We start from the raw sequence: 18,264 nt of genomic DNA, 5'->3' as shown, positions 1-18,264 counted from the left end.
ACCCTGGGGGCTGCCCGAGGGAGGGCCGAATGAAGCGCCAGTTCCGTACGAAGCCCACCGTCCGCGCATCGCCCCCGTCGGCTGCCGGCCGGCCGGAGGGGGGAGGAGACGTCTGATGACGACATACGCCCCGGCACCGCCGGCGTCGGTCGAGACCTTCGCCGACGAGCTCTTCGCCGACCTGCCCCGTGCCGACCAGCGCCGTTGGGCACGCGTCTACATGCGGGGCCTGTTGGCGGCGCCGGGGAAGAAGTCCCTGCGGCGCATCGCGTCGGCCGTCGCCGCCTCGCCGACCGCTTCGCAGTGCATGCACCAGTTCATCAACGTGAGCCCCTGGGACTGGGAGCCCGTGCGCGACGAACTCGCGCGCTGGATCTCGCGCCGGCTGGCGCCGGAGGCCCAGGTGATCGACTTCGCCTACATCCCCAAACGCGGAGACCACAGTTGCGGCGTGCACACGCGCTTCGTCCCGCACATGGGCCGGTCCGCGAGCTGCCAGGTCGGTCTCGGCGTGTTCCTCGCCGACGGGCGGGAGGCCCTGCCCACGCACTGGCGCCTGCACCTGCCCGAACGCTGGCTGACCGAGACCGAGCGGCAGCGCACGAGGATCCCGGCTTCGGACCGCGCCCAGAGCCTGGAGGAGCAGGCGACGTCCCTCGTCGCGAGCGGGGACCAGCGCCTGGCCGGCCGCCCCCTGCCGGTCGTCGCCGACGTGACCTCCCACACCGACAGCCTCCATCTGGTGCGGGCGCTGTCCCGGCTCGGGCGGCACTTCGCGGTCCGGGTACCACCCCACATGCGCCTCGTGGCGGCCGACGGTGCGGCGGGCGAGGTGCGCTTCCTGGCCGACGGCCCGGAGCGCTCGGTGTCCTTCGCCGCCGGTGACGCCGTTCGGCACGCCGTCCTGTCGTCCCCCGTGTGGGTACCGGGAGGTGCCTCGGCGGGCGGTCTCCGGCGCTGCCGGATCCTGGCCACCGACGGCGACGAGCGGGCCCGCCGCTGGTGGCTGACCAGCCTGACCGACGAGCGCATCGACAACCTGGTCGCCCTGACCGGGTCGATGGACCGTTCCGCCCGCGCTGTTTCCGAGATGCACGGAAGCCTCGGTCTGGCCGATTTCGAAGGACGGTCCTTCCCCGGCTGGCACCACCACATGACCATCATCTCCGCCGCTTACGCCTGGCACCGCCTCCAGCGCGGAGCGCCCTTCTGCTGAGCTCGCGCGCGCGTCACCATCCGACCAGCGTCACCCTTTCAGGAGAACCTCATGCCGCGTCCGCCCGCCCTCCCGTCCGAGGAAAAAGTTCGCATCGTGTTGGCCGTTCTCGCCGGAGAGATCACCGCGGCCGAGGCCGCTCGCGAGGCCGGTGTCACGGACCAGGCCATATACAACTGGAAGAGGCGCTTCGTCATGGCGGGCTGCAACGGCCTGCAGACGGGCCTCGACCAGGCCAGCCAGCGTGAGCAGAAGCTGATCGGAGAACTCAACGAGCTCAAGCAGGCACTGGGTGACTCCTACCTGCAATTGCAGGCGATCCGCGCGACCATGCGCTCACGCGCCCCCATGGTCGCCGCCGGGCGCGCACCGGCGCTCGTGCGCAGACGTGGTGCCTGAGCCCCGAAGGTGCCGGCGTCCCGCCGCTCCTCTTCCCCCCACCGTCGCGTGTGCGGCCCCGCATGAGCGGGGCCGCACACGCTTCTTCATGTCCTCTGCCGCCCGTCCACGAGGAGGGCCGGGGCGGCAGCCGGCTTTCCCGGCGCCGCGGCCCCGCGGTCCAGGAGGCGCAACAGGGGCCCGGTCATCGCGGTGGTCACCAGTGCCATGACCACGAGTGCCAGGGCGAGCGGGGCGGTGAGGACTCCGGCTGACAGGCCCACTTGCAGGATGATGAGTTCGGTCAGTCCGCGGGTGTTCATCAGCACGGCGACCTGGCGGGACCGGTGTACCGGCTCCCCGCCCGCCCGTGCCCCCAGGTAGCCGCCGAGGGTCTTGCCGGTGACGCCGAGGACCAGGGCCAGGGCGAACAGTTGCCAGGAGGCGGAGGAGAAGCCCTTGGTGAACACGTTGATGCCGGTCACGACGAAGAAGACCGGTACCACGGCCTTCCCGACCCGGGACACCGAGGCCACGGCGGGGGCCCAGGGGCTGTCCGTACCGGCCGGGATGGACGCGCCGACCGCGGCGGCGCCGACGATCGCGGTCATCCCGAGGTGCTCCACGGCCAGTGCGGCGGCGACCGCCGCGAGGCCCAGAGCCGCGGCGGCCGCGCGCGGTGAGCGTTCACACAGGCGACGGGCGGGCGCCCCGGCCATGACCACCCTGATCACCAGCCCGCAGAGGCCGGCGAAGGCGAGCGCGACCAGGGAGCGTACGAATCCGTCGACGCTGCCCGCCGAGAGGCACACCGACAGGGTCAGCAGGAGCCAGCCCAGCCCGTCGATCAGAACGGCGGAGGTGAGCGTCAGGCCGCTCACCCGGGAGTTCTGCATCCCGCGTGCGCTGATGATCCGCGCCATCACCGGCACGGCGCTGATGCTCAGGGAAACCGCCAGCATGAGGACGAACGAGGCGGTGGGCGCGTCGCCCCGTACCTCTGCCCCTCCCTGGGTGATGACCCAGACGGCCAGCAGCACCCCGCACAGCAGTGGGAGCAGCAGGGAGCCCGTCGTCACCCATGTCACCGCGCGGCGGCCCGGGTGATCGGATCCGGTCCGCAGGTGATGCGCGAGCCCGACGAGGAAGAGGATCAGACCGGCCTGGCCGAGCACTTTCAAGTCGCCCAGCACGGGCTGCGGCAGTACCGCGTCGAAGCCCGTCCGGCCCATGAGGGCGAGTGCGGCCGGTCCGGCGAGCAGACCGGCGGTCATCTCGCCGATCACTTCGGGCTGATGCAGCCACCGCGCCGCCACCCGTCCCGCGCGGGCGGCGAGGAGAACGGCTGCGAGGATGGCCGACAGGTGGACCACCTGCATCATGAGGGGAACCTTTCTCGAGGAGAGGCCATGCCCCGGCGCCGCGCGGCTCACCTGCTGCCGGCGGGGAGGGCAGGGAAGGCGGACGGGTCAGGCGGCGAGTGCCTGGCGCCAGCGCACGGTGGCACCGATCTTCAGGATGGAAGCGCGGTAGATCCGGGACGCCAGCCACATGCAGCCGCTGACGGCGAGCAGCATCACCGCCGCGGCGAGGATCTGCTCGACCACCGAGATGTTGCCGACGCCGGCCTGCAAGGGCACGAGGACTCCGGAGAACGGCGGCACGTACTGGAGGACGCCGACCCACGGCGCGCTCAGGTCGTTGGCGGCGACGGCCGCGACACCCACCGGGAGCAGGGCCGTCATCATGACCGGCATCAGGACCGACTGCAGGTCCTCCGGTCGCGAGACCAGGGATCCGGCCGCCGCGAACAGGCCCGCGAACAGCGCGAACGACAGCAGGAACCACACGAGGAGGGAGACCACGGCACCGGCGGCGGGCACCGCCGTGCTCTGGCCGCCCCCTGCCGCTCGCGCTCCGACCAGGGCCCCGACGAGCACGAGGATCTGGAGCACGGCGGCCGTGCCGATCCCCGCCACCTTTCCGACCATCAGGCGCAGCGGGGTCAGGGTGGAGAGGAGCACTTCGACGATGCGCGTCGATTTCTCTTCCACGACGCCCTGGGCGATGAGCGAGCCCTGCCCGACGATCTGCATGAACAAGACGATCACCAGGCTGACGGCGGCGCCGAGCTGCTTGCCGTCCGGGCCGTCGCCGATGGTCACGACCTGGGGCGCGGCAGTGGACAGGCTCTGCGCGAGAGCGGCCCGGTCGACGTTCTGCTCCCGGTAGGCGTTGTTCAAGGCCCAGTTGCGGCCCATGACGGCGGCCGCGTCACGGGCGCGCTGGTCACTGTCGCCGCGGACCAGCAACGACACCCGTCCCTGGTCGACGACGACGGCGGCGTCGGCGTCCTCGTCCGCGGTGGCCTCGCGCGCCTGGTCCATGCCGGAGCAGCTCCGCACCTGGACGCCCTCGGGCGCGGCACCGAACTCGCCGGCCTCGGCACCGCACACGGCGACGTGGAGGGTCTTGGGTTCGCCCATGTAGGAGAGGCCCATCACGATGGCGACCACGACCACCGCCATGAGCAGCATGCCGGCGAAGTAGCCCTTGGAGGACAGCCGTGCGGTGACTTCGCGACGGTAGACGAGCCCGATGTCCCGGAGTGCTCCGGACCGGGGGCGTGCTGCGGGCGTGTTCATCGGAGGTCGCCTTCCGCGGGGTCGATCAGGTTGCGGAACATGTCGTTGAGGGTGGGCCGCTGCCAGGTCAGGCGGCGCACCACACCGTGCTCCATGGCAGCCCTCAGGACGTCGTTCTCGTCATGTCCGGCGGCGAGTTCGACCAGCACCCCGTCGTCGTGCCGCTCGAAGCCCGCGACGGCGGCGCACCGTTGCGGCCAGTCGTCCGGAGCTCCCTCGACCTGCAGGAAGATACGGGCCGGGCCGGTCGAGCGCAGGCCGTCGAGGCTGCCACAGGCGGCGAGCCGCCCCTGGCGGATGACGGCGACGCGGTCGCACAGTTGTTCCACCAGGTCGAGTTGATGACTCGAGAAGAGGACGGGTGCGCCCTGCGCGGCCTTCTCCTTGATGACCTGGGCCATGTCCTGGACCGCGACGGGGTCGAGGCCGGAGAACGGCTCGTCGAGGATGAGCACATCGGGGTCGTGGACGAGAGCGGCGGCCAACTGGACACGCTGGCGGTTGCCCAGGCTGAGCGCGTCGATGGTCGAATCGCGGCGCTCCGCGAGGTGCAGGCGCTCGGTCCAGGTCGTCATCGCCTCGCGAGCGCCCTTGGCACTCAGGCCGTGTAACTGCGCCAGATAGACGAGGTGCTTGGCGACGGTCATCTTCGGGTACAGACCGCGTTCCTCCGGCATGTACCCGAAGCGGGTGCTGGAGTGGACGTTCACGGGTTCGCCGCCGTAGCGGACCTCGCCCTCGTCGGCCTGCAGGACGCCGACGGCGATCCGCATCGTGGTCGTCTTACCGGCTCCGTTGCTGCCGACGAATCCGAAGATCTCGCCGGGGGGCACGGTGAAGGAGAGCGCATCGAGGGCGAGTCGTTCTCCGTAGCGCTTGGTCAGCGCGTTGATCTCCAGGGGTTTCACGTCCGGTCTCACTTCCTGGCCGTGGGGCGGGCCCCTCGTGCTGTTTCCAGGAAGCTACCACTTGAAAATCAGGAAAGTACATGCGAACCTGGCAAACATGGATGCAGATAACGCCCGCCGCGATCTCGAGCAAGCCCGCCAGTCCTACGACGCCTCCGTCAAGCCCCGCCTGCCCGGATGGGCTCCCCCCGTCTGCGCCCTCCTGGTCGGTGCCGCCATCGCACTCGCCGGCACGAGCCCCACCCCCGGGTGGCTCAAGCTCGTCACGGTCACCGCGGGAATCCTGTGCGCCCTGGCCGCGGCCCAGTTGGTCCTCCGGATCCGGAGCCGGCAGGGCATCTCCGGACTGCGCGGACCCGCCCGCGAGAAGTGGCGGAGCGTGGTCATGAGCTGCGTCGTCGTCGTGCTCTGCGGCCTGGCCTCGTCCCCGGACACCCGCCTGATCTACATCGGCCTGGGCGTCGCCGTGGGCATCTACACCTGGGTCGCCCTGCAGAAGCAGGTTCGCGCATGAGAGAGGAAGACGACCTGGACGACGCCTTCCGGACGGCCAACCGCCTTCGGATGTCGGCCTTCCTGTCGGGCTGCGACGAGGCGGAGTTCCGGGCCGTGCAGGACTACTGCGGCCTCTCGCCCTCGAACCTGTCGAAGAACGTCGCCGCTCTGGAAGAACTGGGCTACTTGTCGGTCCGCAAGGGCCACGTGGGCAAGACCCCCCGCACCTGGCTGTCCCTCACCGACCGGGGCCGCAAGGCCCTGGCAGGACACCTGGGCGCCCTCCGGCACATCGCCGACACCGCCGCGCGCCACGCCTGAGGCCGCCGCGCGCGACCGGGGCGCCATGCCCACCGTTGCCGGTGGGTGACGGCGCCCCGTGCGCATCCGCACTGATCAGCAGGCGATGTCGTACGTCTTGGCCGAGGCTACGAACGACGCCACGGTCAGGGAGACGATCTCGATCGTCGCCGGTGCGCCGTCCAGGGCGTCGGAGGAGAACTCCTCCGCGTCCGTGTAAGCCGCGTACCCGGCGATGAGCTTCTCGCTCATGTCAATCCCTCCTCTCCTCGATCGGGGAAGGGCCGGAACTCCTTGAACTCCCGGCACTTCGGCTTTCTCGACCTACGGGCGGCCCCGCGGCCGCGCCGCCTCAGCAGCGGATGTCGTAGGTCTCCGCCGAGGCGACGAAGGAAGCGACGGTGAGGGAGACGATCTCGATCGTGGCCGGCGCGCTGTCGAGGGCGTTGGCGGCGAGCTCCTCGGCGTCGGTGTAGGCGGCGTAACCGGCGATGAGCTTCTCGTTCATGGGAGTGACCTTTCGTTCGACTGAGGTGGGGAGTCGAGAACTTTTTCGACTCCCTGTCCGACGAGGAAGAATCTGGCACGCACGGTCCGGGGTGTCGACGTTCCGACAGCGGCCCCGTTTAGTGAGGAACCCGTCCCATCTGCGGGAATCCGCGGCGATCGGCAAGCTGGCCCGTTGTTTTGGAAACGGCCGCGGCGGGCCGGCGGGCCCCGAAACGCAGGGCGGGCGGTCGCGAAAACGCCACGGTGCGGTTCCCCGACAGAGGGGGAACCGCACCGTGTGGTGAGCATCAGCAGGCGACGGGAGGAGGCGGGGGACCTGTCTCCTTCGGCCGCCCGAGCCGGCGTGTTACCGGTTTCAGCAGCCGTGGTCGAAGGTGGCCGCGACGCTCACGCCGACGGAGGCGGCGGTGACCGCCCAGCTCACGGTCTCGATGGTGGCCGGCGCGTCGCCCAGCGTGGTCGAGCCGAACTCGTCGGCGTCGGTGTAGGCGGCGTAACCGGCGATGAGCTTCTCGTTCATGAGAATTCCCTCTCTTGTGATCCGAAAGCGAAGGCCGAAGGCTCTCCGGTGTCATTTCTTCTGACAGGGATAAATCTGTCACACGCCCACTGGGCTGTCGACGCCTCCGGGTTTCATCTGTTTAGCCAGAACATCGATTGAGCTGGGAGAATCGATCGAGAACACAAAATTCGGCCTACGTTGGCACCTCTGCGAGCCCTCTCCGAAGCCCGGAAAACACCCGCCGGAAACACGACGGTGCGGCTCCCGGTAAATTCCGGGGAACCGCACCGCGTGAAATACCGTCAGCGGAAATGGGAAGGCGCACGGAAAGCGGGCCGGCCCCTGCTGCCGGGCCGGCCCGCGGAAGACGCTCCGGGTCTCAGAGCGTTGCGGCCGCCTCCGCTTCGGCCCGGGCCTTCGCCTGCTCCGTGCGCTCCATGATGACTTCCCGCAGACCGTCCATGCCCATGGGGTCGAAGTCGACCAGGTCGGCCACCGCTCCGATGCCGGAGATCAGCGCGATGAAGCCGACCCGGGAGGACTGGGTGTACATCTGGGTGATTTCCTGGGCGCGTTCCATGTACTCCTCCCGCAGCCGGGTGGGGTCCATGAAGAAGCGCACGTAGGTGAGGATGTCCTTGAAGAGCTGCCGGTAGACGCTGTCGAACTGCTTCAGCGCCGCCTGCTCGTCCGACGGGTTCCTCAGCGCCGTGTCGAGGCTTCGCGCCGCCAGCCAGGCGCCGGAACTGCCCAGCCAGACCCCGGAGGAGAACAACGGGTCGACGAACGCCGCGGCGTCACCGACCGCCACCCACCCGGGGCCGTAGAACGTCTCGCTGAGGTGCGACCAGTCCCGCGCCGTCTTCATTTCCGCCTGGGTGTCCGCGGGGTCGACCATGGTCTTGGCGATATTGCTGGCCGCCAGGCCCTGCAGGAACAACTCCCGCTGGCTCAGCCCCTCCCGGAGTGCCTTCGCCATCCGCTCCGCCGACAGGACGTAGCCCATGCTCAGCTTGTCCTTGCCCAGCGGAATGCCCCACATCCATCCCCCGCCTTCGATGGCCTCGCACAGGATGTCGTCCCCGTTCTCTATCGGGGTGTAGGTGTCGAAGTAGCCCCAGACCGCGACGTTGCGCAGGTCCTCCTGCCACTGGGTCTCGGTCGTCTTGCGGGCGACCACGCGCGCCTGGCCCGAGGCGTCGACCACGAAGCGGCTGGTGACCCGGTGCTGCCGGCCCTCGTGGGTGTAGACCAGCCCGGTCACCGTGCCCGTGTCGGCGCCGATCACTTCGGTGACGTGCGCTTCCTCCAGGACCGTCGCGCCCATGGAACGGGCGTTGTCGAGCATGAGCTGGTCGAACTCGCTGCGGGTCACGTGCCACGCGTGGCTGTAGATGCTGCCCGTCGAGGAGAAGTCGCTGCGCCACGGCTGCGGATCCGACCCCCACTTCAGGGATATGCCGCTCTTGTGCTGGAAACGCCGGTCCAGTTCCTCGACCAGGCCGAGTTCCTCCATGAGCGGGGTCATGCCGGTGACCAGGGACTCACCGATGTGGTAGCGGGGAAACCGCTCGCGTTCGAGGATCAGGACGCGGTGACCGGCCTTGGCGAGGAGTCCGCCGGCCGTCGAACCGGCCGGCCCACCGCCGACGACGACGACGTCGTAGTTCTGGATGTCAGACATGCGCGAGTTCCCTTCGAAGGTGGACTTCAAGACGGCCGAACAACATCGGTGACGGGGGAGGAGAGGTTGCGGGCGGGCTCGGCGGGGTCGATCCCGGCGTCGATGAACGCCGTGGCGATGGTGTCGGCGAGCGGCTCGCCGTCGTCGACGGCCTGGGTGGCGTGCCGGACCAGGGCTTCCGCGAAGACCTGCGCCCGGTGCTGACCGAAGCTCAGGTCCTGCCGGGCCCGGCGCGGGTCGTCCGGCTCGAAGGCGCAGCCGACCGAGGCGGTGACGGCCCGGGTGAACGGGGAGGTCCCCTCCGTGAGGAGGCCGGTCTCCTCCAGCATGACCGCGCAGTCGCGGGCGATCCGCCACGACGGCCGCGGGAGGTACACGACCAGGGCGTCGTTGCGGGGGTACACCACCGGGGACGACGCGATCTTCGCCTGCCAGGGGACGCCCGCGTCCTCCAGGAAGTCGACGAGTACGCGCCACACGTCCGGCGCGGCCTCCGGCGAGTCGAGGTGCCCGTACAACCGCAGCAGCGGTCCCTTCCTCGGGGGAGCGGACAGGCTGGAGTTGGCGAGGAAGAAGCCCGACGAGAGACCCGGCCTGGCGCAGGGCAGCTCGACCGTGACCTCGTCGCCGGAACGTCCGGCCACCCGGTCGCGGGGCACCCGGACCCGCAGTCCGTCCAGGACCACGATGGTGTCGTCCTCCAGATCCGCGACGAAGCGTCCCGCCATCGTGGTGTGCCGTCGCCCGGTGGCCTCGTCGAGAGCCGCGTCCAGCTCGGGGTGGCGCAGCGAACGCGGCTTGACGTCCAGCGGCTTGGCGCGGCCGGAGTGCAGGGTGTCGTAGAGGACGCCGCCCAGCCGGCGGGCCAGGGCCTGCGGGTTGTCCGCCTCGTAGACCTCGCCGGCCGTCTCCGCCTTGAGTCCTCCGGCGGTGACGGTGACCCGTCCGGTCAGCGCGGCGATCCGGTCGGCCAGACCGAGATTTCCTTGCGGCATGTCAGGCCTCCAGACCCAGGGACGAGGTGAATTCGGCCGGGGACAGCAGGACCGTGCGCCCGATGCCCGCCGCGGCCTTGGACACGGGCGACAGCCGGGTCGAGGAGCTCGCCGTGGCGAGCATGCGGTCCATCATGTGCCAGCCGGCGTACGCGGCCGCCCTGGCGGCGAGCTCCTTGTCGTCCCGGACCGGTCCGGGAGCCCGGTCCAGGTAGGCGCCGTAGAAGCGGCGGACGAGCGGGCTGCGCTGCTCGATCTCGCCGACACCGGTGGCGATGATCTCCTCATGGGTGGGCGTGTGCCCGATGGGGGACGATTCGGCGAGGGTCACGGGGATCCGCATGGCCGCCTGGAAGAGCCACTCGCCCGCGAACGCGCCGAGGTCCCGGGCCGGGTCGCCGACGCGGGCCTCTTCGAAGTCCGTCAGGTACAGCCGCCCGTCGCTGAGGAGGAACTGGTCCAGCCGCACGTCACCGTGGATGGGGCCCCAGGACGGAACGGACTCGTCGTCCGCCTCGCGCAGCCGCCTCAGCGCATCGGCCAGGGGCGGGTCCCCGTGCATCAGCCGCCATGTCGCCAGTTCGGCGGCGGTCGCCCGGGTGTAGAAGGAGTACGGCACGGCCTCAAGGTGGCCCGTGGGCGGCAGCGGATGCGGCGTGGTGTCGAACCCCGCCGGCCCCAGTGCGTGCACGGCCGCGAGGGCCGACCCGGCCTGCTCGCACAGCGCCTCGGTGAAGGCGTCGTCCGCGACCAGTTCGGTGCCGCTCCGACTGTCGGAGAGGCGGTCGAAGACCAGCAGTCCGTGCTCCCTGTCGGACCCGAGCAGCCGAGGCGTCGTCACCCGGTTCCCGGCCGCCGCGCAGAACGCGATCGTCCGCGCCATCCGGGCGTCGCGGTCGGGCCCGCTGATCCGCTTGACGAATACCTCGGTACCGTCGGCGCCGGTTCCGCTCCAATTGTCATTGCGTCCCAGGGACGTACTCACCACGGTCCGGTCGAGAATTCCGATACCGAGCCGACCGAGCAGTTCGTCGACCTCCGGAACATTGTCGAGATCGACCGGCGTCAACTGGGGAGTTCCGCCCCGCACACGGTTTCCTGTCTCCATGCCAGGGACACTAAGGAGGGATCCGGGCGAGCGGCAACATCCAATTTTCCCGGTAAGTTGAAGGTCCGGCAGACCTGATGACCGCCCCACTGGGGGATTTCCCCCGGGCGGTCAATTAACGCTTGATGCGGTGCTGCCGGCGTGGTTGTAATCCTCCGTATGTCGGACGCCATCCATCACGAGACACTCGCCAACGGACTACGCATCGTGGCCCAGCGAGTCCAGGGAGCATCCGGTGTCGGAGTCTCCGTGAACTACCGGGTCGGCTTCCGGACCGAGAAGCCCACGCGCTCGGGATTCGCCCACCTCTTCGAGCACATGATGTTCCAGGGTTCGCGGAACGTCGCCGCCGGAGAGCACTTCGCCTCCGTCCAGGCCTGCGGCGGAATCGTCAACGGCAACACGTTCCCCGACTCGACCGACTACTACCAGGTCGTTCCCGGGTCCGCGCTGCGCATGGTCCTGGAACTCGAAGCCGACCGCATGGGACACCTCACGATCTCCCCCGGTCTCCTCGACACCCAGCGCAACGTCGTCAAGGAAGAGATAGGGCTGCAAGTCACCGGCAAGCCCTACGGCGGTTTCCCGTGGACCGTCCTGCCCGAGGTGATGTTCGAGCGGTGGGAGAACACGCACAACGGCTTCGGGGAAATGGCCGACCTCGACGCGGCGACCGCCGAGGACTGCGCCGAGTTCTTCCGCACCCACTACGCACCCGGAAACGCCGTCCTCGCCATGTGCGGCGACCTCGACCCGGAGCAGGCGGTCGCCGAGGCCCGCACCGCGTTCGCCGCCGTACCCGCCCGGCCCGTACCCACGCCACCCGACCTCCACGAGCCGGCCCCGGCGGGGGAACGCCGTGCGACCCGCCACGACGCCCTCGCTCCCCAGCCCGCCCTGGCCCTCGGCGCCCGTCTCCCCGACGCACGGCACGACGTACGCGGGTACGCCGCCCACGTCGCCCTGTCGCACCTGCTGACGACCGGCAACCACGCCAGGCTGCGCACCGCCCTGATCCCGTTCGGCGCGAAGATCGACTCGGCCACGGGCTACTTCGGGGCGATGACCGTCACCCATCCCGACACCTTCGTCATCGTCGCCCACCACCGCCCCGGCCAGGGCGACCGTACCGAGGAGGTCATCAAGGCCCAGCTCGCCGAGGTCGCCGGCGGTGCGGCCCGGGGCGCGGAGACGGCCCGGGCCGTGGCCGGCGCCCGTACGCGCTTCTACCGGGACTTCGACTCCCTCGCCTACCGCGTGCGGTTCCTCGCACGCGGCGCCCTCCTCTTCGGCAGGGCCGACATCGGCGAGGAACTCGCCCGGCACATCGGAGACCTCACCGACGCCGACGTCACGGCCGCGGCGGCCAACGTCTCCTCGCCCGCGGGGCGCGCACTGCTCAACCTGCTGCCCGAGGAGACGGCCCGATGACCCTTTCCACCGCACCCGCCCCGCACCTGGTCACCGAACGGGCTCCCAACGGCCTGGCGCTGACCGCGACCTCCCTCGACACCGTGCCGCTCCTGCAGGCGCGCCTCGCGGTGCGCCTGCCGCTCGGCACACCCGCCGACCTCGCCGCCTCGGACGTCGTCGCCGCCTGCTGGTCACAGCACTCCGCGACCGCCCGTCTCGAACAGGCCGGGGGCATCGCCAGCGTCAACCGCCGACGCGACTGGCTGCTGCTCGGGCTCCACGCGACGGCCGACCTCCAGCCCCTGCTCGCCGACACCCTCGCCGAGCTCGTCCACGCCGACTTCACCACCGCCACCGTCGACCGCGCCGTCGCGGTGGTCACCCAGCAGGCGACCGTGGCCGCCTCCCAGCCCGCGGTCCACGCCACCCGCCGGATGTGGTCCGAGTACTACGGGCAGCTCCCGCCCGCGGTCGACCCCGCACCCGATCCCGAACTGACCGGGCACACCACCCCGAGCGATGTCACGGCGGCGTTCGCCCGGTTCGTCACCCCGCACCGGGCCCACCTCGCGATCGTCGGCGCGGCGGACACCACGCAGGCCCTCACCCGGTTCACGACCGCCCTGTCCGGCTGGCGGGCCGGCGTCCCCGACGACCGTCCGGCGCTCCCGGCGCCACTGCCGTCACCCCGGATCGACACCAGCCACCGCCCCGGCCAGGAGCAGACGCAGATACGCCTCGTCGCACCCGCCCCACCCCGCGAGGACATCACGGACTTCGCCGCTCACCAGGTGGCCGCCACCGTCCTCGGCGGCAGCTTCGCCTCCCGTATCAACACCGTCCTGCGGGAGCGGCACGGCCTCGCGTACCGGTGCCGCGCCGCCACCGACTACGTCGACGCGGACGTCGTGGTCATCGAGGTCGACGTGCACACCCGCCACGCCGCCCGGGCCATGGGCCTCCTCATGGAACTCACCGACGAGTTCTCCACCGCCGGCCCGAACGAGGAGGAGGTCCGGGCGGCCGCCGGGTTCATCACCGGCGCCTACACCATCAACTCCGGCTCCCAGAGCGGCCGTGCGTCCCTGCTCACCGCGGCCGCCACCCAGGACCTTCCGCCCAGCGCGCTCATCGACGTCCCCCGCGCCATCGCCGCACTCACCGTCGCCGACGTCGCGGCCGCCGCCGCGTACTACCGGCCGGACCGCTTCGGCGGTGTCGTCTGCGGAGACGCCACCGGCTTCCCCGGCCGGTGGCACCCGCGGCCCGGCCACCCCGCACCCAGCAGCGAAGGATGAACGAGATGTCCACGATCAGCGTCATGTATCCGGCGATGCCGGCCGACATCGGCGACGTGCTCCCCTACGCCCGCGCCGCCGAGACCGCGTCCGGCCGGAGGTTGTGGCTCGGCCAGTCGTTCACCATAGAGAGCCACGCGGTCTTCGCCGCTCTGACCGGCATGGGACTCGACATAGGTTTCGGGACCGCCGTCACACTGATGCCGCTGCGCCACCCCATCACCGCCGCCGTCAACGCACGCTCCATCGCGGCGCTGTCCGGCCACGGCTACATCAGCGGCGTCGGCCCCGGAGGCAGGGAACTCCAGCGCCGGATCAACGGCCGCGCCTACGACAAGCCCGTGACGGCCGCCCGCCACTACGTCCGGATGATGCGCACCCTCCTCGACGGCGGCCTCGCCACGGACGACCACCTGTGGCCCACGGAGGGCCTCGAAATCGCCAAGATGGACACGCCCCCCGTCGAGATAGGCGTCGGCGTCCTGCGTCCGCCGATGGCCCGGCTGGCCGGAGAGGCCGCCGACTGGGCCATCACGTGGCTGACGCCCCTCAACTACCTCGGCGACCGGCTCATGCCCGCGATGGACGAGGCGGCCCGGAGCGCCGGCCGTCCCCGGCCGAAGGTGGCCGCCATCGTCCACTGTGCCGTGACCCGCCCCGGCCGCGACCTTCGCCAACTGGCCCTCAAAGCCGTCGGGCCACACCTGTCGTCGCCCCACTACAGCGACATGCTCAACCAGGCCGGCATCCCGGTCGACCGCGCCGACCCGGCGACCGCGGCGCAGCTGATCGTCGACCGGAACCTCTTCGCCACGGGTACCGCCGACGACATCGCCGCCACTTTGGCCTCCTACCACGAGGCCGGCGTCGACGACGTCGTCGTCAACGTCTGCGGCCTGCAGATGCACGAGGGAACCGGCTCCGCGATCCGCGACCTCACGGCCATCATCGCGGCCTTCGCCCGGCGAGGCACCCGATGACCCTGCCCTTGCCCTCCCCGCCCGCCGCCCCCGCCGCACCCGCCTTCCACGCCGAACGGCTCCTCTACATCACCACCGGTGGGATCCAGGCCATGCTCCTGCCGACCTGGATGAGCTGGCTGCGCACCCACTACCCGCAGACCGAGGTCCACAGCGTGCTCACGACGTCCGCCCGGCGCTTCGTGGGGACCACGGCCGTCGCCGCCGCCGGGGGCCGGGGACTGCCCACCGTCGACGTGTGGCCCGACGAACCCGACCGGGCCCTGCACGTCCATCTCGCCGCCTGGCCCGACGCCGTACTCGTCCACCCGGCCACCATGCACTTCATCGCACGCCTCTCGCTGGGCCTCGCGGACACCCCCGCGCTCCTGGCCCTCCAGAGCACCCGCGCGCCCATCGTGATCTGTCCCTCGCTGCCCCCGAACGGGCACCTGAACCCCGCCTACCAGCGGCACATCGTCGAACTGTCCCAACGGGACAACGTCACCGTCCTGCCGCCGGTGAGAGGGGTGAGCGTGTCCACCGGAGAGGAGGGCGTCGGCAGCGCCGCGTACCTGCCGCACGCCCTCACCGCCCTGGAGGACATGCGCGCATGGTCCGAGAGCGGTGCCGCATGACCGCACTCGACGAAGAGCAGCAGATCTCCACGTACGGCACCGGACTGCAGACGACCCGCATCACCCGGCGCCCCGACGGCACCATCCGCTGGCACCACAGCCGCGGCCACAACCACACCGTCCCCTACCCTCCGGTCCCCGACGACTTCGTCGCGCGCGCACGCGACGCGTCCGACGAACGTCTGCGCTTCGCCACACCCACCGAAGCGGACGCGAGCCGCAGCACGTGGGACACCGCCGGCCGGCGCAGCGCCGCCCGGTTCCTGCTCACCGACGACGACCCCGACCACCACCTGCACGGCATCCTCGGCCACCTCGGCGCCCGGCTCGCGGTCCTGCACGCGGCCCGTCCCGCCCCGCCGCGGGCCGCCTACCCGCCGGCCGCCGGTCCGGCCAGGCTGCGCACCTGGCTCGACCAGGGCCGCGGCACCCGGGCCGGCCCCGGCTTCCACTACCAACTGCGCAGCCGAATCGGCCCCGCGCGCTTCGCCAAGCTGCGCGCCTACACCGAGGCCCTCCTGGAGCCCACGGAGCACGACACCGTCCTGCACGGCTGGCTGACCCTCGGCAGCATCGTCCCGCCCGACCAGCCCGGATCCGACCGGCCCACCGTGGTGCTCTCCGGCGTCGAAGCCGCCTTCGGACGCCCCGAAGCGGACCTGTCCTCGATCGTCGGCGAGATCGAAGAGTTCCGCCGCACGGCGGAGCTGTCGGGCACTGCGAGGCCCTTCCTCCGAAGGCTGACGACCACGTTCCTGGACCGGTACGGACCGGGCTACGACCGGAGCCTCGTGGCCGCCGGCGCCGTGGTCCGCGTCGCCACGCACGCCCACGACTTCGCCAACTACGTCGGCTGGCACGCCAGCCTCCACACGTACGTCCCGATGCTGGCCGACCTCCTGGACCGCGACGGGAACACCGCCCTTCCCGACACGTGAGCGGCAGGTGTCCCGCCGCCTCCGCCGAGAACCGAAGAACGCAGCACACAAGGGGGATGCCGTGTCGCCGCAACCCGTCATACCGCCCCAGGAAAAGGTGCGTCTCGTGCTGGACCTGCTGTCCAAACGCATCACCCTTTCCCAGGCCGCGCAGCAGGCGGGCGTCTCACCACAGGCCGTCGCCAACTGGCGGCGCCAGTTCATCACCGCCGGTCACGACGGCCTGCAGCCGCCGGTCCGCCGCTCGGAAGAGGCCGACCGCCAACGCAAACTGCTCAACGAGATCACCGTGCTGAAGGCCGCGCTCGGAGAGGCCCACCTCGCCCTGCGCCAGCACCGCGGACGGAGAACCGGCCCGCCCGGCAGCTCCCGCCCCGGCCCGCCGGGCGGTTCCCGGTTCTGACCCGCTTCCCGTACGTCCGCAGCCACCGACGCCGACCACCGTGAAAGGCACCCGTCATGAGGCAACCGACCTCACCGCCGCCACAGCCCGCCGCGGGGCGGTCCATCCGGCTGATGCGAGAACTCGGCACCAAGCCCTGGCCCCTCGTCGCCGCCATCGTGCTGGCCCTGACCGCGACCGGAGCATCCCTGTCCCTGCCGCTCCTGGCCAAGGACGTCATCACCAGCTTCGCCGAGGACGAGTCGCTGGTCACTCCCGTCGTGTGGATGTGCGTCGCAGCCGTCGGAGGCGCGGCGGCCATGGCGGCCGGCGGTTTCCTCATAGCCCGCGCCGGCGAGCAGATGGTCTACCGGGTCCGCAACCGCGTCATGGGCCACACCCTGCGCCTGCCGCTGCTCACCGTCCGCACCCAGGGCACGGGAAACCTCACCGCGAGGATCACCTCGGACGCCCTGCAACTGCGTCAGGTCGTGGACGTCGGCGCCCAGTTCCCCCTCGCGATCCTCACCGTGCTGGCCACCCTCGCGGTCATGACCTGGATCGACTGGGTGCTCACCCTGGTGACGGTGGCCTCCCTGCTCCTCGTCACCGGCGCCCTCACCCTCACCTTCCGGCGCCTCAAGGCGAGCATCACCGGTCAGCAGATCGCCATCGGCAAGATCGCCCAGCGGTTCACCTCCTACCTGGAGGCGCTCACCGCCGTCAAGGCGAACCGCGCCGAGCCGCTCGTGTCCGAGGTCCTGGCCGGCGACGCCGACGTCCTGCGCCGCGAGTCCCTCACCAGCGCCCGGCTCCAGTCCATCGTTCCGGCGGCGACCCAGCTCGGCAATCAGTTCGCGATGATCGCCGTCATCCTGGCCGGTGGCACCCGCATCGCCTCCGGTGCCCTCGACGTCGCCGACTTCGCGGCGTTCCTCCTGTACCTCCTGCAGACCATCCCGTCGGCCACCACGCTGACCAATGCCCTCGGACGCCTCCAGGCGGGCCTGGCCGCCCGGGACCGCTGCAACGAACTGCTCGCCCTCCCCGACGAGGCCGCCGGCTCGCCCGCCACGCGGGCGCCCGCCGTGGACCCGGCCGCTCCGGCCGTCACCTTCCGCGACGTCTCCTTCTCCCATCCCGGTGTCGGCGGCCGCGCGCTGCGCGACGTCTCCTTCGAGGCTCCGGCCGTCGGCCTCACCGCCCTCGTCGGCCCCTCCGGCGCCGGCAAGACCACCGCCCTCACGCTCATGGACCGGTTCGTGCGCCCCAGCGGCGGCCGGATCACCGTCCTCGGCCACGATCAGGACGGTTGGCCGTTGGGCGATCTGCGCCGGCACATCGCCTACGTCGACCAGAAGTTCACCCTGATCGAGGCCAGTGCCCGCGAGAACCTCCAGCTCGGCAGGGACAGGCCCGCCACCGACGAGGAACTCGCCCACGTCCTCGACGTCCTGGACCTCACGGAGGTCATCGGCGCACTGCCCGACGGTCTGGACACGGTCCTCGGCCGCGAGACCGACCTCTCCGGCGGACAGCGGCAGCGCATGGCTCTCGCCCGGGCCCTGCTCTCGGACGCCGAGATCGTGCTGCTCGACGAGCCCACCAGTCAGCTGGACGGCATCAACGAACAGCGTTTCCGCGACGATCTGGACGCTCTGGCCCGGGACCGCGCCGTCATCGTGGTGGCCCACCGCCTGTCGACGATCAACCACGCCCGCCATGTCGTCCTGTTGGACTCCGGCACGGTCGTCGACTCCGGTGACCACCACTCGCTGATGCGGCGCTGCCCCCAGTACCGGGAACTCGTGGCGACGCAGACGTTGCGCGAGACGGCCGCTCCGGTGGCCGCCGGATAGTCCCCCTCGAACGCCGCCGCGTCCGTGCGGCGGATC

The 18,264-nt window shown here is 71.0% G+C and carries 20 protein-coding genes; 11 read left to right on the top strand and 9 right to left on the bottom strand.

Annotated elements, in window-relative coordinates; translation table 11 throughout:
- Positions 1 to 115 precede the first annotated feature (115 nt).
- Positions 116 to 1,216, top strand: a complete 1,101-nt coding sequence (locus tag ACFYZL_RS31870; protein WP_384748686.1) for an IS701 family transposase — start codon at positions 116 to 118, stop codon at positions 1,214 to 1,216.
- Positions 1,217 to 1,267: 51 nt separating this feature from the next.
- The gene (locus ACFYZL_RS31865; RefSeq protein ID WP_384748683.1) at positions 1,268 to 1,615 is read left to right on the top strand and encodes a transposase; all 348 of its coding nucleotides are present in this window, start codon (positions 1,268 to 1,270) and stop codon (positions 1,613 to 1,615) included.
- Between the two features lie 86 nt (positions 1,616 to 1,701).
- Here the strand turns inward: ACFYZL_RS31865 and ACFYZL_RS31860 are convergent, their stop codons facing one another.
- From ACFYZL_RS31860 to ACFYZL_RS31850, 3 genes are all read right to left on the bottom strand, one after another.
- Entirely contained in the window at positions 1,702 to 2,976 is a 1,275-nt protein-coding gene (locus ACFYZL_RS31860) for a cation:proton antiporter (RefSeq protein WP_384748680.1), read from the bottom strand.
- An 87-nt stretch (positions 2,977 to 3,063) separates the two neighbouring features.
- Complete coding sequence (locus ACFYZL_RS31855; protein ID WP_384748677.1) at positions 3,064 to 4,239, bottom strand: ABC transporter permease; 1,176 nt, start codon at positions 4,237 to 4,239, stop codon at positions 3,064 to 3,066.
- Entirely contained in the window at positions 4,236 to 5,147 is a 912-nt protein-coding gene (locus ACFYZL_RS31850) for an ABC transporter ATP-binding protein (RefSeq protein ID WP_384748674.1), read from the bottom strand. The genes ACFYZL_RS31855 and ACFYZL_RS31850 overlap by 4 nt, the downstream gene beginning before the upstream one ends.
- 97 nt (positions 5,148 to 5,244) lie before the next feature.
- Between ACFYZL_RS31850 and ACFYZL_RS31845 the strand changes: the two genes are divergently transcribed.
- A complete protein-coding gene (locus ACFYZL_RS31845) occupies positions 5,245 to 5,661 on the top strand; it encodes a hypothetical protein (protein WP_384748671.1) in 417 nt (138 codons plus the stop codon).
- A complete protein-coding gene (locus tag ACFYZL_RS31840) occupies positions 5,658 to 5,963 on the top strand; it encodes a transcriptional regulator (protein WP_384748669.1) in 306 nt (101 codons plus the stop codon). The genes ACFYZL_RS31845 and ACFYZL_RS31840 overlap by 4 nt, the downstream gene beginning before the upstream one ends.
- A 75-nt stretch (positions 5,964 to 6,038) precedes the next feature.
- Here the strand turns inward: ACFYZL_RS31840 and ACFYZL_RS31835 are convergent, their stop codons facing one another.
- The 6 genes from ACFYZL_RS31835 to lxmK form a co-directional block, all read right to left on the bottom strand.
- Entirely contained in the window at positions 6,039 to 6,194 is a 156-nt protein-coding gene (locus ACFYZL_RS31835) for an LxmA leader domain family RiPP (protein WP_384748666.1), read from the bottom strand.
- Positions 6,195 to 6,294: 100 nt separating this feature from the next.
- Entirely contained in the window at positions 6,295 to 6,450 is a 156-nt protein-coding gene (locus tag ACFYZL_RS31830) for an LxmA leader domain family RiPP (protein WP_384748663.1), read from the bottom strand.
- A 357-nt stretch (positions 6,451 to 6,807) separates the two neighbouring features.
- Complete coding sequence (locus ACFYZL_RS31825; protein ID WP_384748660.1) at positions 6,808 to 6,972, bottom strand: LxmA leader domain family RiPP; 165 nt, start codon at positions 6,970 to 6,972, stop codon at positions 6,808 to 6,810.
- A 361-nt stretch (positions 6,973 to 7,333) separates the two neighbouring features.
- A complete protein-coding gene (locus ACFYZL_RS31820; RefSeq protein WP_384748658.1) occupies positions 7,334 to 8,638 on the bottom strand; it encodes an NAD(P)/FAD-dependent oxidoreductase in 1,305 nt (434 codons plus the stop codon).
- Positions 8,639 to 8,664: 26 nt separating this feature from the next.
- Positions 8,665 to 9,633: a T3SS effector HopA1 family protein gene (locus ACFYZL_RS31815; RefSeq protein WP_384748655.1), complete on the bottom strand. Its 969-nt coding sequence runs from the start codon at positions 9,631 to 9,633 to the stop codon at positions 8,665 to 8,667.
- Position 9,634: 1 nt separating this feature from the next.
- A complete protein-coding gene (gene lxmK / locus ACFYZL_RS31810) occupies positions 9,635 to 10,741 on the bottom strand; it encodes a class V lanthionine synthetase subunit LxmK (RefSeq protein ID WP_388683776.1) in 1,107 nt (368 codons plus the stop codon).
- 159 nt (positions 10,742 to 10,900) lie between these two features.
- Here lxmK and ACFYZL_RS31805 point away from each other — a divergent pair, with 159 nt between their 5' ends.
- From ACFYZL_RS31805 to ACFYZL_RS31775, 7 genes are read left to right on the top strand one after another with little or no spacing between them, the layout of a single operon-like run.
- Complete coding sequence (locus tag ACFYZL_RS31805) at positions 10,901 to 12,172, top strand: M16 family metallopeptidase (protein ID WP_384748651.1); 1,272 nt, start codon at positions 10,901 to 10,903, stop codon at positions 12,170 to 12,172.
- Complete coding sequence (locus tag ACFYZL_RS31800) at positions 12,169 to 13,452, top strand: M16 family metallopeptidase (protein WP_388683772.1); 1,284 nt, start codon at positions 12,169 to 12,171, stop codon at positions 13,450 to 13,452. The genes ACFYZL_RS31805 and ACFYZL_RS31800 overlap by 4 nt, the downstream gene beginning before the upstream one ends.
- A 5-nt stretch (positions 13,453 to 13,457) precedes the next feature.
- Positions 13,458 to 14,432, top strand: coding sequence for an LLM class flavin-dependent oxidoreductase (locus ACFYZL_RS31795; protein WP_384748648.1), 975 nt, complete (start codon positions 13,458 to 13,460; stop codon positions 14,430 to 14,432).
- Positions 14,429 to 15,049, top strand: coding sequence for a flavoprotein (locus ACFYZL_RS31790; protein ID WP_384748645.1), 621 nt, complete (start codon positions 14,429 to 14,431; stop codon positions 15,047 to 15,049). Before ACFYZL_RS31795 ends, ACFYZL_RS31790 begins: the two co-directional genes overlap by 4 nt.
- Positions 15,046 to 15,987, top strand: a complete 942-nt coding sequence (locus tag ACFYZL_RS31785) for a hypothetical protein (protein ID WP_384748643.1) — start codon at positions 15,046 to 15,048, stop codon at positions 15,985 to 15,987. The genes ACFYZL_RS31790 and ACFYZL_RS31785 overlap by 4 nt, the downstream gene beginning before the upstream one ends.
- A 7-nt stretch (positions 15,988 to 15,994) precedes the next feature.
- Positions 15,995 to 16,390, top strand: a complete 396-nt coding sequence (locus ACFYZL_RS31780) for a transposase (protein WP_384748640.1) — start codon at positions 15,995 to 15,997, stop codon at positions 16,388 to 16,390.
- 56 nt (positions 16,391 to 16,446) lie between these two features.
- On the top strand, positions 16,447 to 18,228 hold the full coding sequence (locus ACFYZL_RS31775) for an ABC transporter ATP-binding protein (protein WP_388683767.1): 1,782 nt from the start codon (positions 16,447 to 16,449) through the stop codon (positions 18,226 to 18,228).
- The last annotated feature ends 36 nt before the right edge of the window (positions 18,229 to 18,264 follow it).

Origin of the sequence: Streptomyces sp. NPDC001717 (assembly GCF_042892775.1) — a bacterium.
Classification (GTDB): Bacteria; Actinomycetota; Actinomycetes; order Streptomycetales; family Streptomycetaceae; genus Streptomyces.
Note: the sequence above shows the minus strand (reverse complement) of the source record. Positions and strands in the feature narration are given on the sequence as shown.

Excerpts from the sequence above, each read along its gene's own strand:
- ACFYZL_RS31870 (WP_384748686.1), top strand. The coding sequence starts at position 116 with ATGACGACATACGCCCCGGCACCGCCGGCGTCGGTCGAGACCTTCGCC.
- ACFYZL_RS31865 (WP_384748683.1), top strand. The coding sequence starts at position 1,268 with ATGCCGCGTCCGCCCGCCCTCCCGTCCGAGGAAAAAGTTCGCATCGTG.
- ACFYZL_RS31860 (WP_384748680.1), bottom strand. The coding sequence starts at position 2,976 with ATGATGCAGGTGGTCCACCTGTCGGCCATCCTCGCAGCCGTTCTCCTC.
- ACFYZL_RS31855 (WP_384748677.1), bottom strand. The coding sequence starts at position 4,239 with ATGAACACGCCCGCAGCACGCCCCCGGTCCGGAGCACTCCGGGACATC.
- ACFYZL_RS31845 (WP_384748671.1), top strand. The coding sequence starts at position 5,245 with ATGGATGCAGATAACGCCCGCCGCGATCTCGAGCAAGCCCGCCAGTCC.
- ACFYZL_RS31840 (WP_384748669.1), top strand. The coding sequence starts at position 5,658 with ATGAGAGAGGAAGACGACCTGGACGACGCCTTCCGGACGGCCAACCGC.
- ACFYZL_RS31835 (WP_384748666.1), bottom strand. The coding sequence starts at position 6,194 with ATGAGCGAGAAGCTCATCGCCGGGTACGCGGCTTACACGGACGCGGAG.
- ACFYZL_RS31830 (WP_384748663.1), bottom strand. The coding sequence starts at position 6,450 with ATGAACGAGAAGCTCATCGCCGGTTACGCCGCCTACACCGACGCCGAG.
- ACFYZL_RS31825 (WP_384748660.1), bottom strand. The coding sequence starts at position 6,972 with ATGAACGAGAAGCTCATCGCCGGTTACGCCGCCTACACCGACGCCGAC.
- ACFYZL_RS31820 (WP_384748658.1), bottom strand. The coding sequence starts at position 8,638 with ATGTCTGACATCCAGAACTACGACGTCGTCGTCGTCGGCGGTGGGCCG.
- ACFYZL_RS31815 (WP_384748655.1), bottom strand. The coding sequence starts at position 9,633 with ATGCCGCAAGGAAATCTCGGTCTGGCCGACCGGATCGCCGCGCTGACC.
- lxmK (WP_388683776.1), bottom strand. The coding sequence starts at position 10,741 with ATGGAGACAGGAAACCGTGTGCGGGGCGGAACTCCCCAGTTGACGCCG.
- ACFYZL_RS31805 (WP_384748651.1), top strand. The coding sequence starts at position 10,901 with ATGTCGGACGCCATCCATCACGAGACACTCGCCAACGGACTACGCATC.
- ACFYZL_RS31800 (WP_388683772.1), top strand. The coding sequence starts at position 12,169 with ATGACCCTTTCCACCGCACCCGCCCCGCACCTGGTCACCGAACGGGCT.
- ACFYZL_RS31795 (WP_384748648.1), top strand. The coding sequence starts at position 13,458 with ATGTCCACGATCAGCGTCATGTATCCGGCGATGCCGGCCGACATCGGC.
- ACFYZL_RS31790 (WP_384748645.1), top strand. The coding sequence starts at position 14,429 with ATGACCCTGCCCTTGCCCTCCCCGCCCGCCGCCCCCGCCGCACCCGCC.
- ACFYZL_RS31785 (WP_384748643.1), top strand. The coding sequence starts at position 15,046 with ATGACCGCACTCGACGAAGAGCAGCAGATCTCCACGTACGGCACCGGA.
- ACFYZL_RS31775 (WP_388683767.1), top strand. The coding sequence starts at position 16,447 with ATGAGGCAACCGACCTCACCGCCGCCACAGCCCGCCGCGGGGCGGTCC.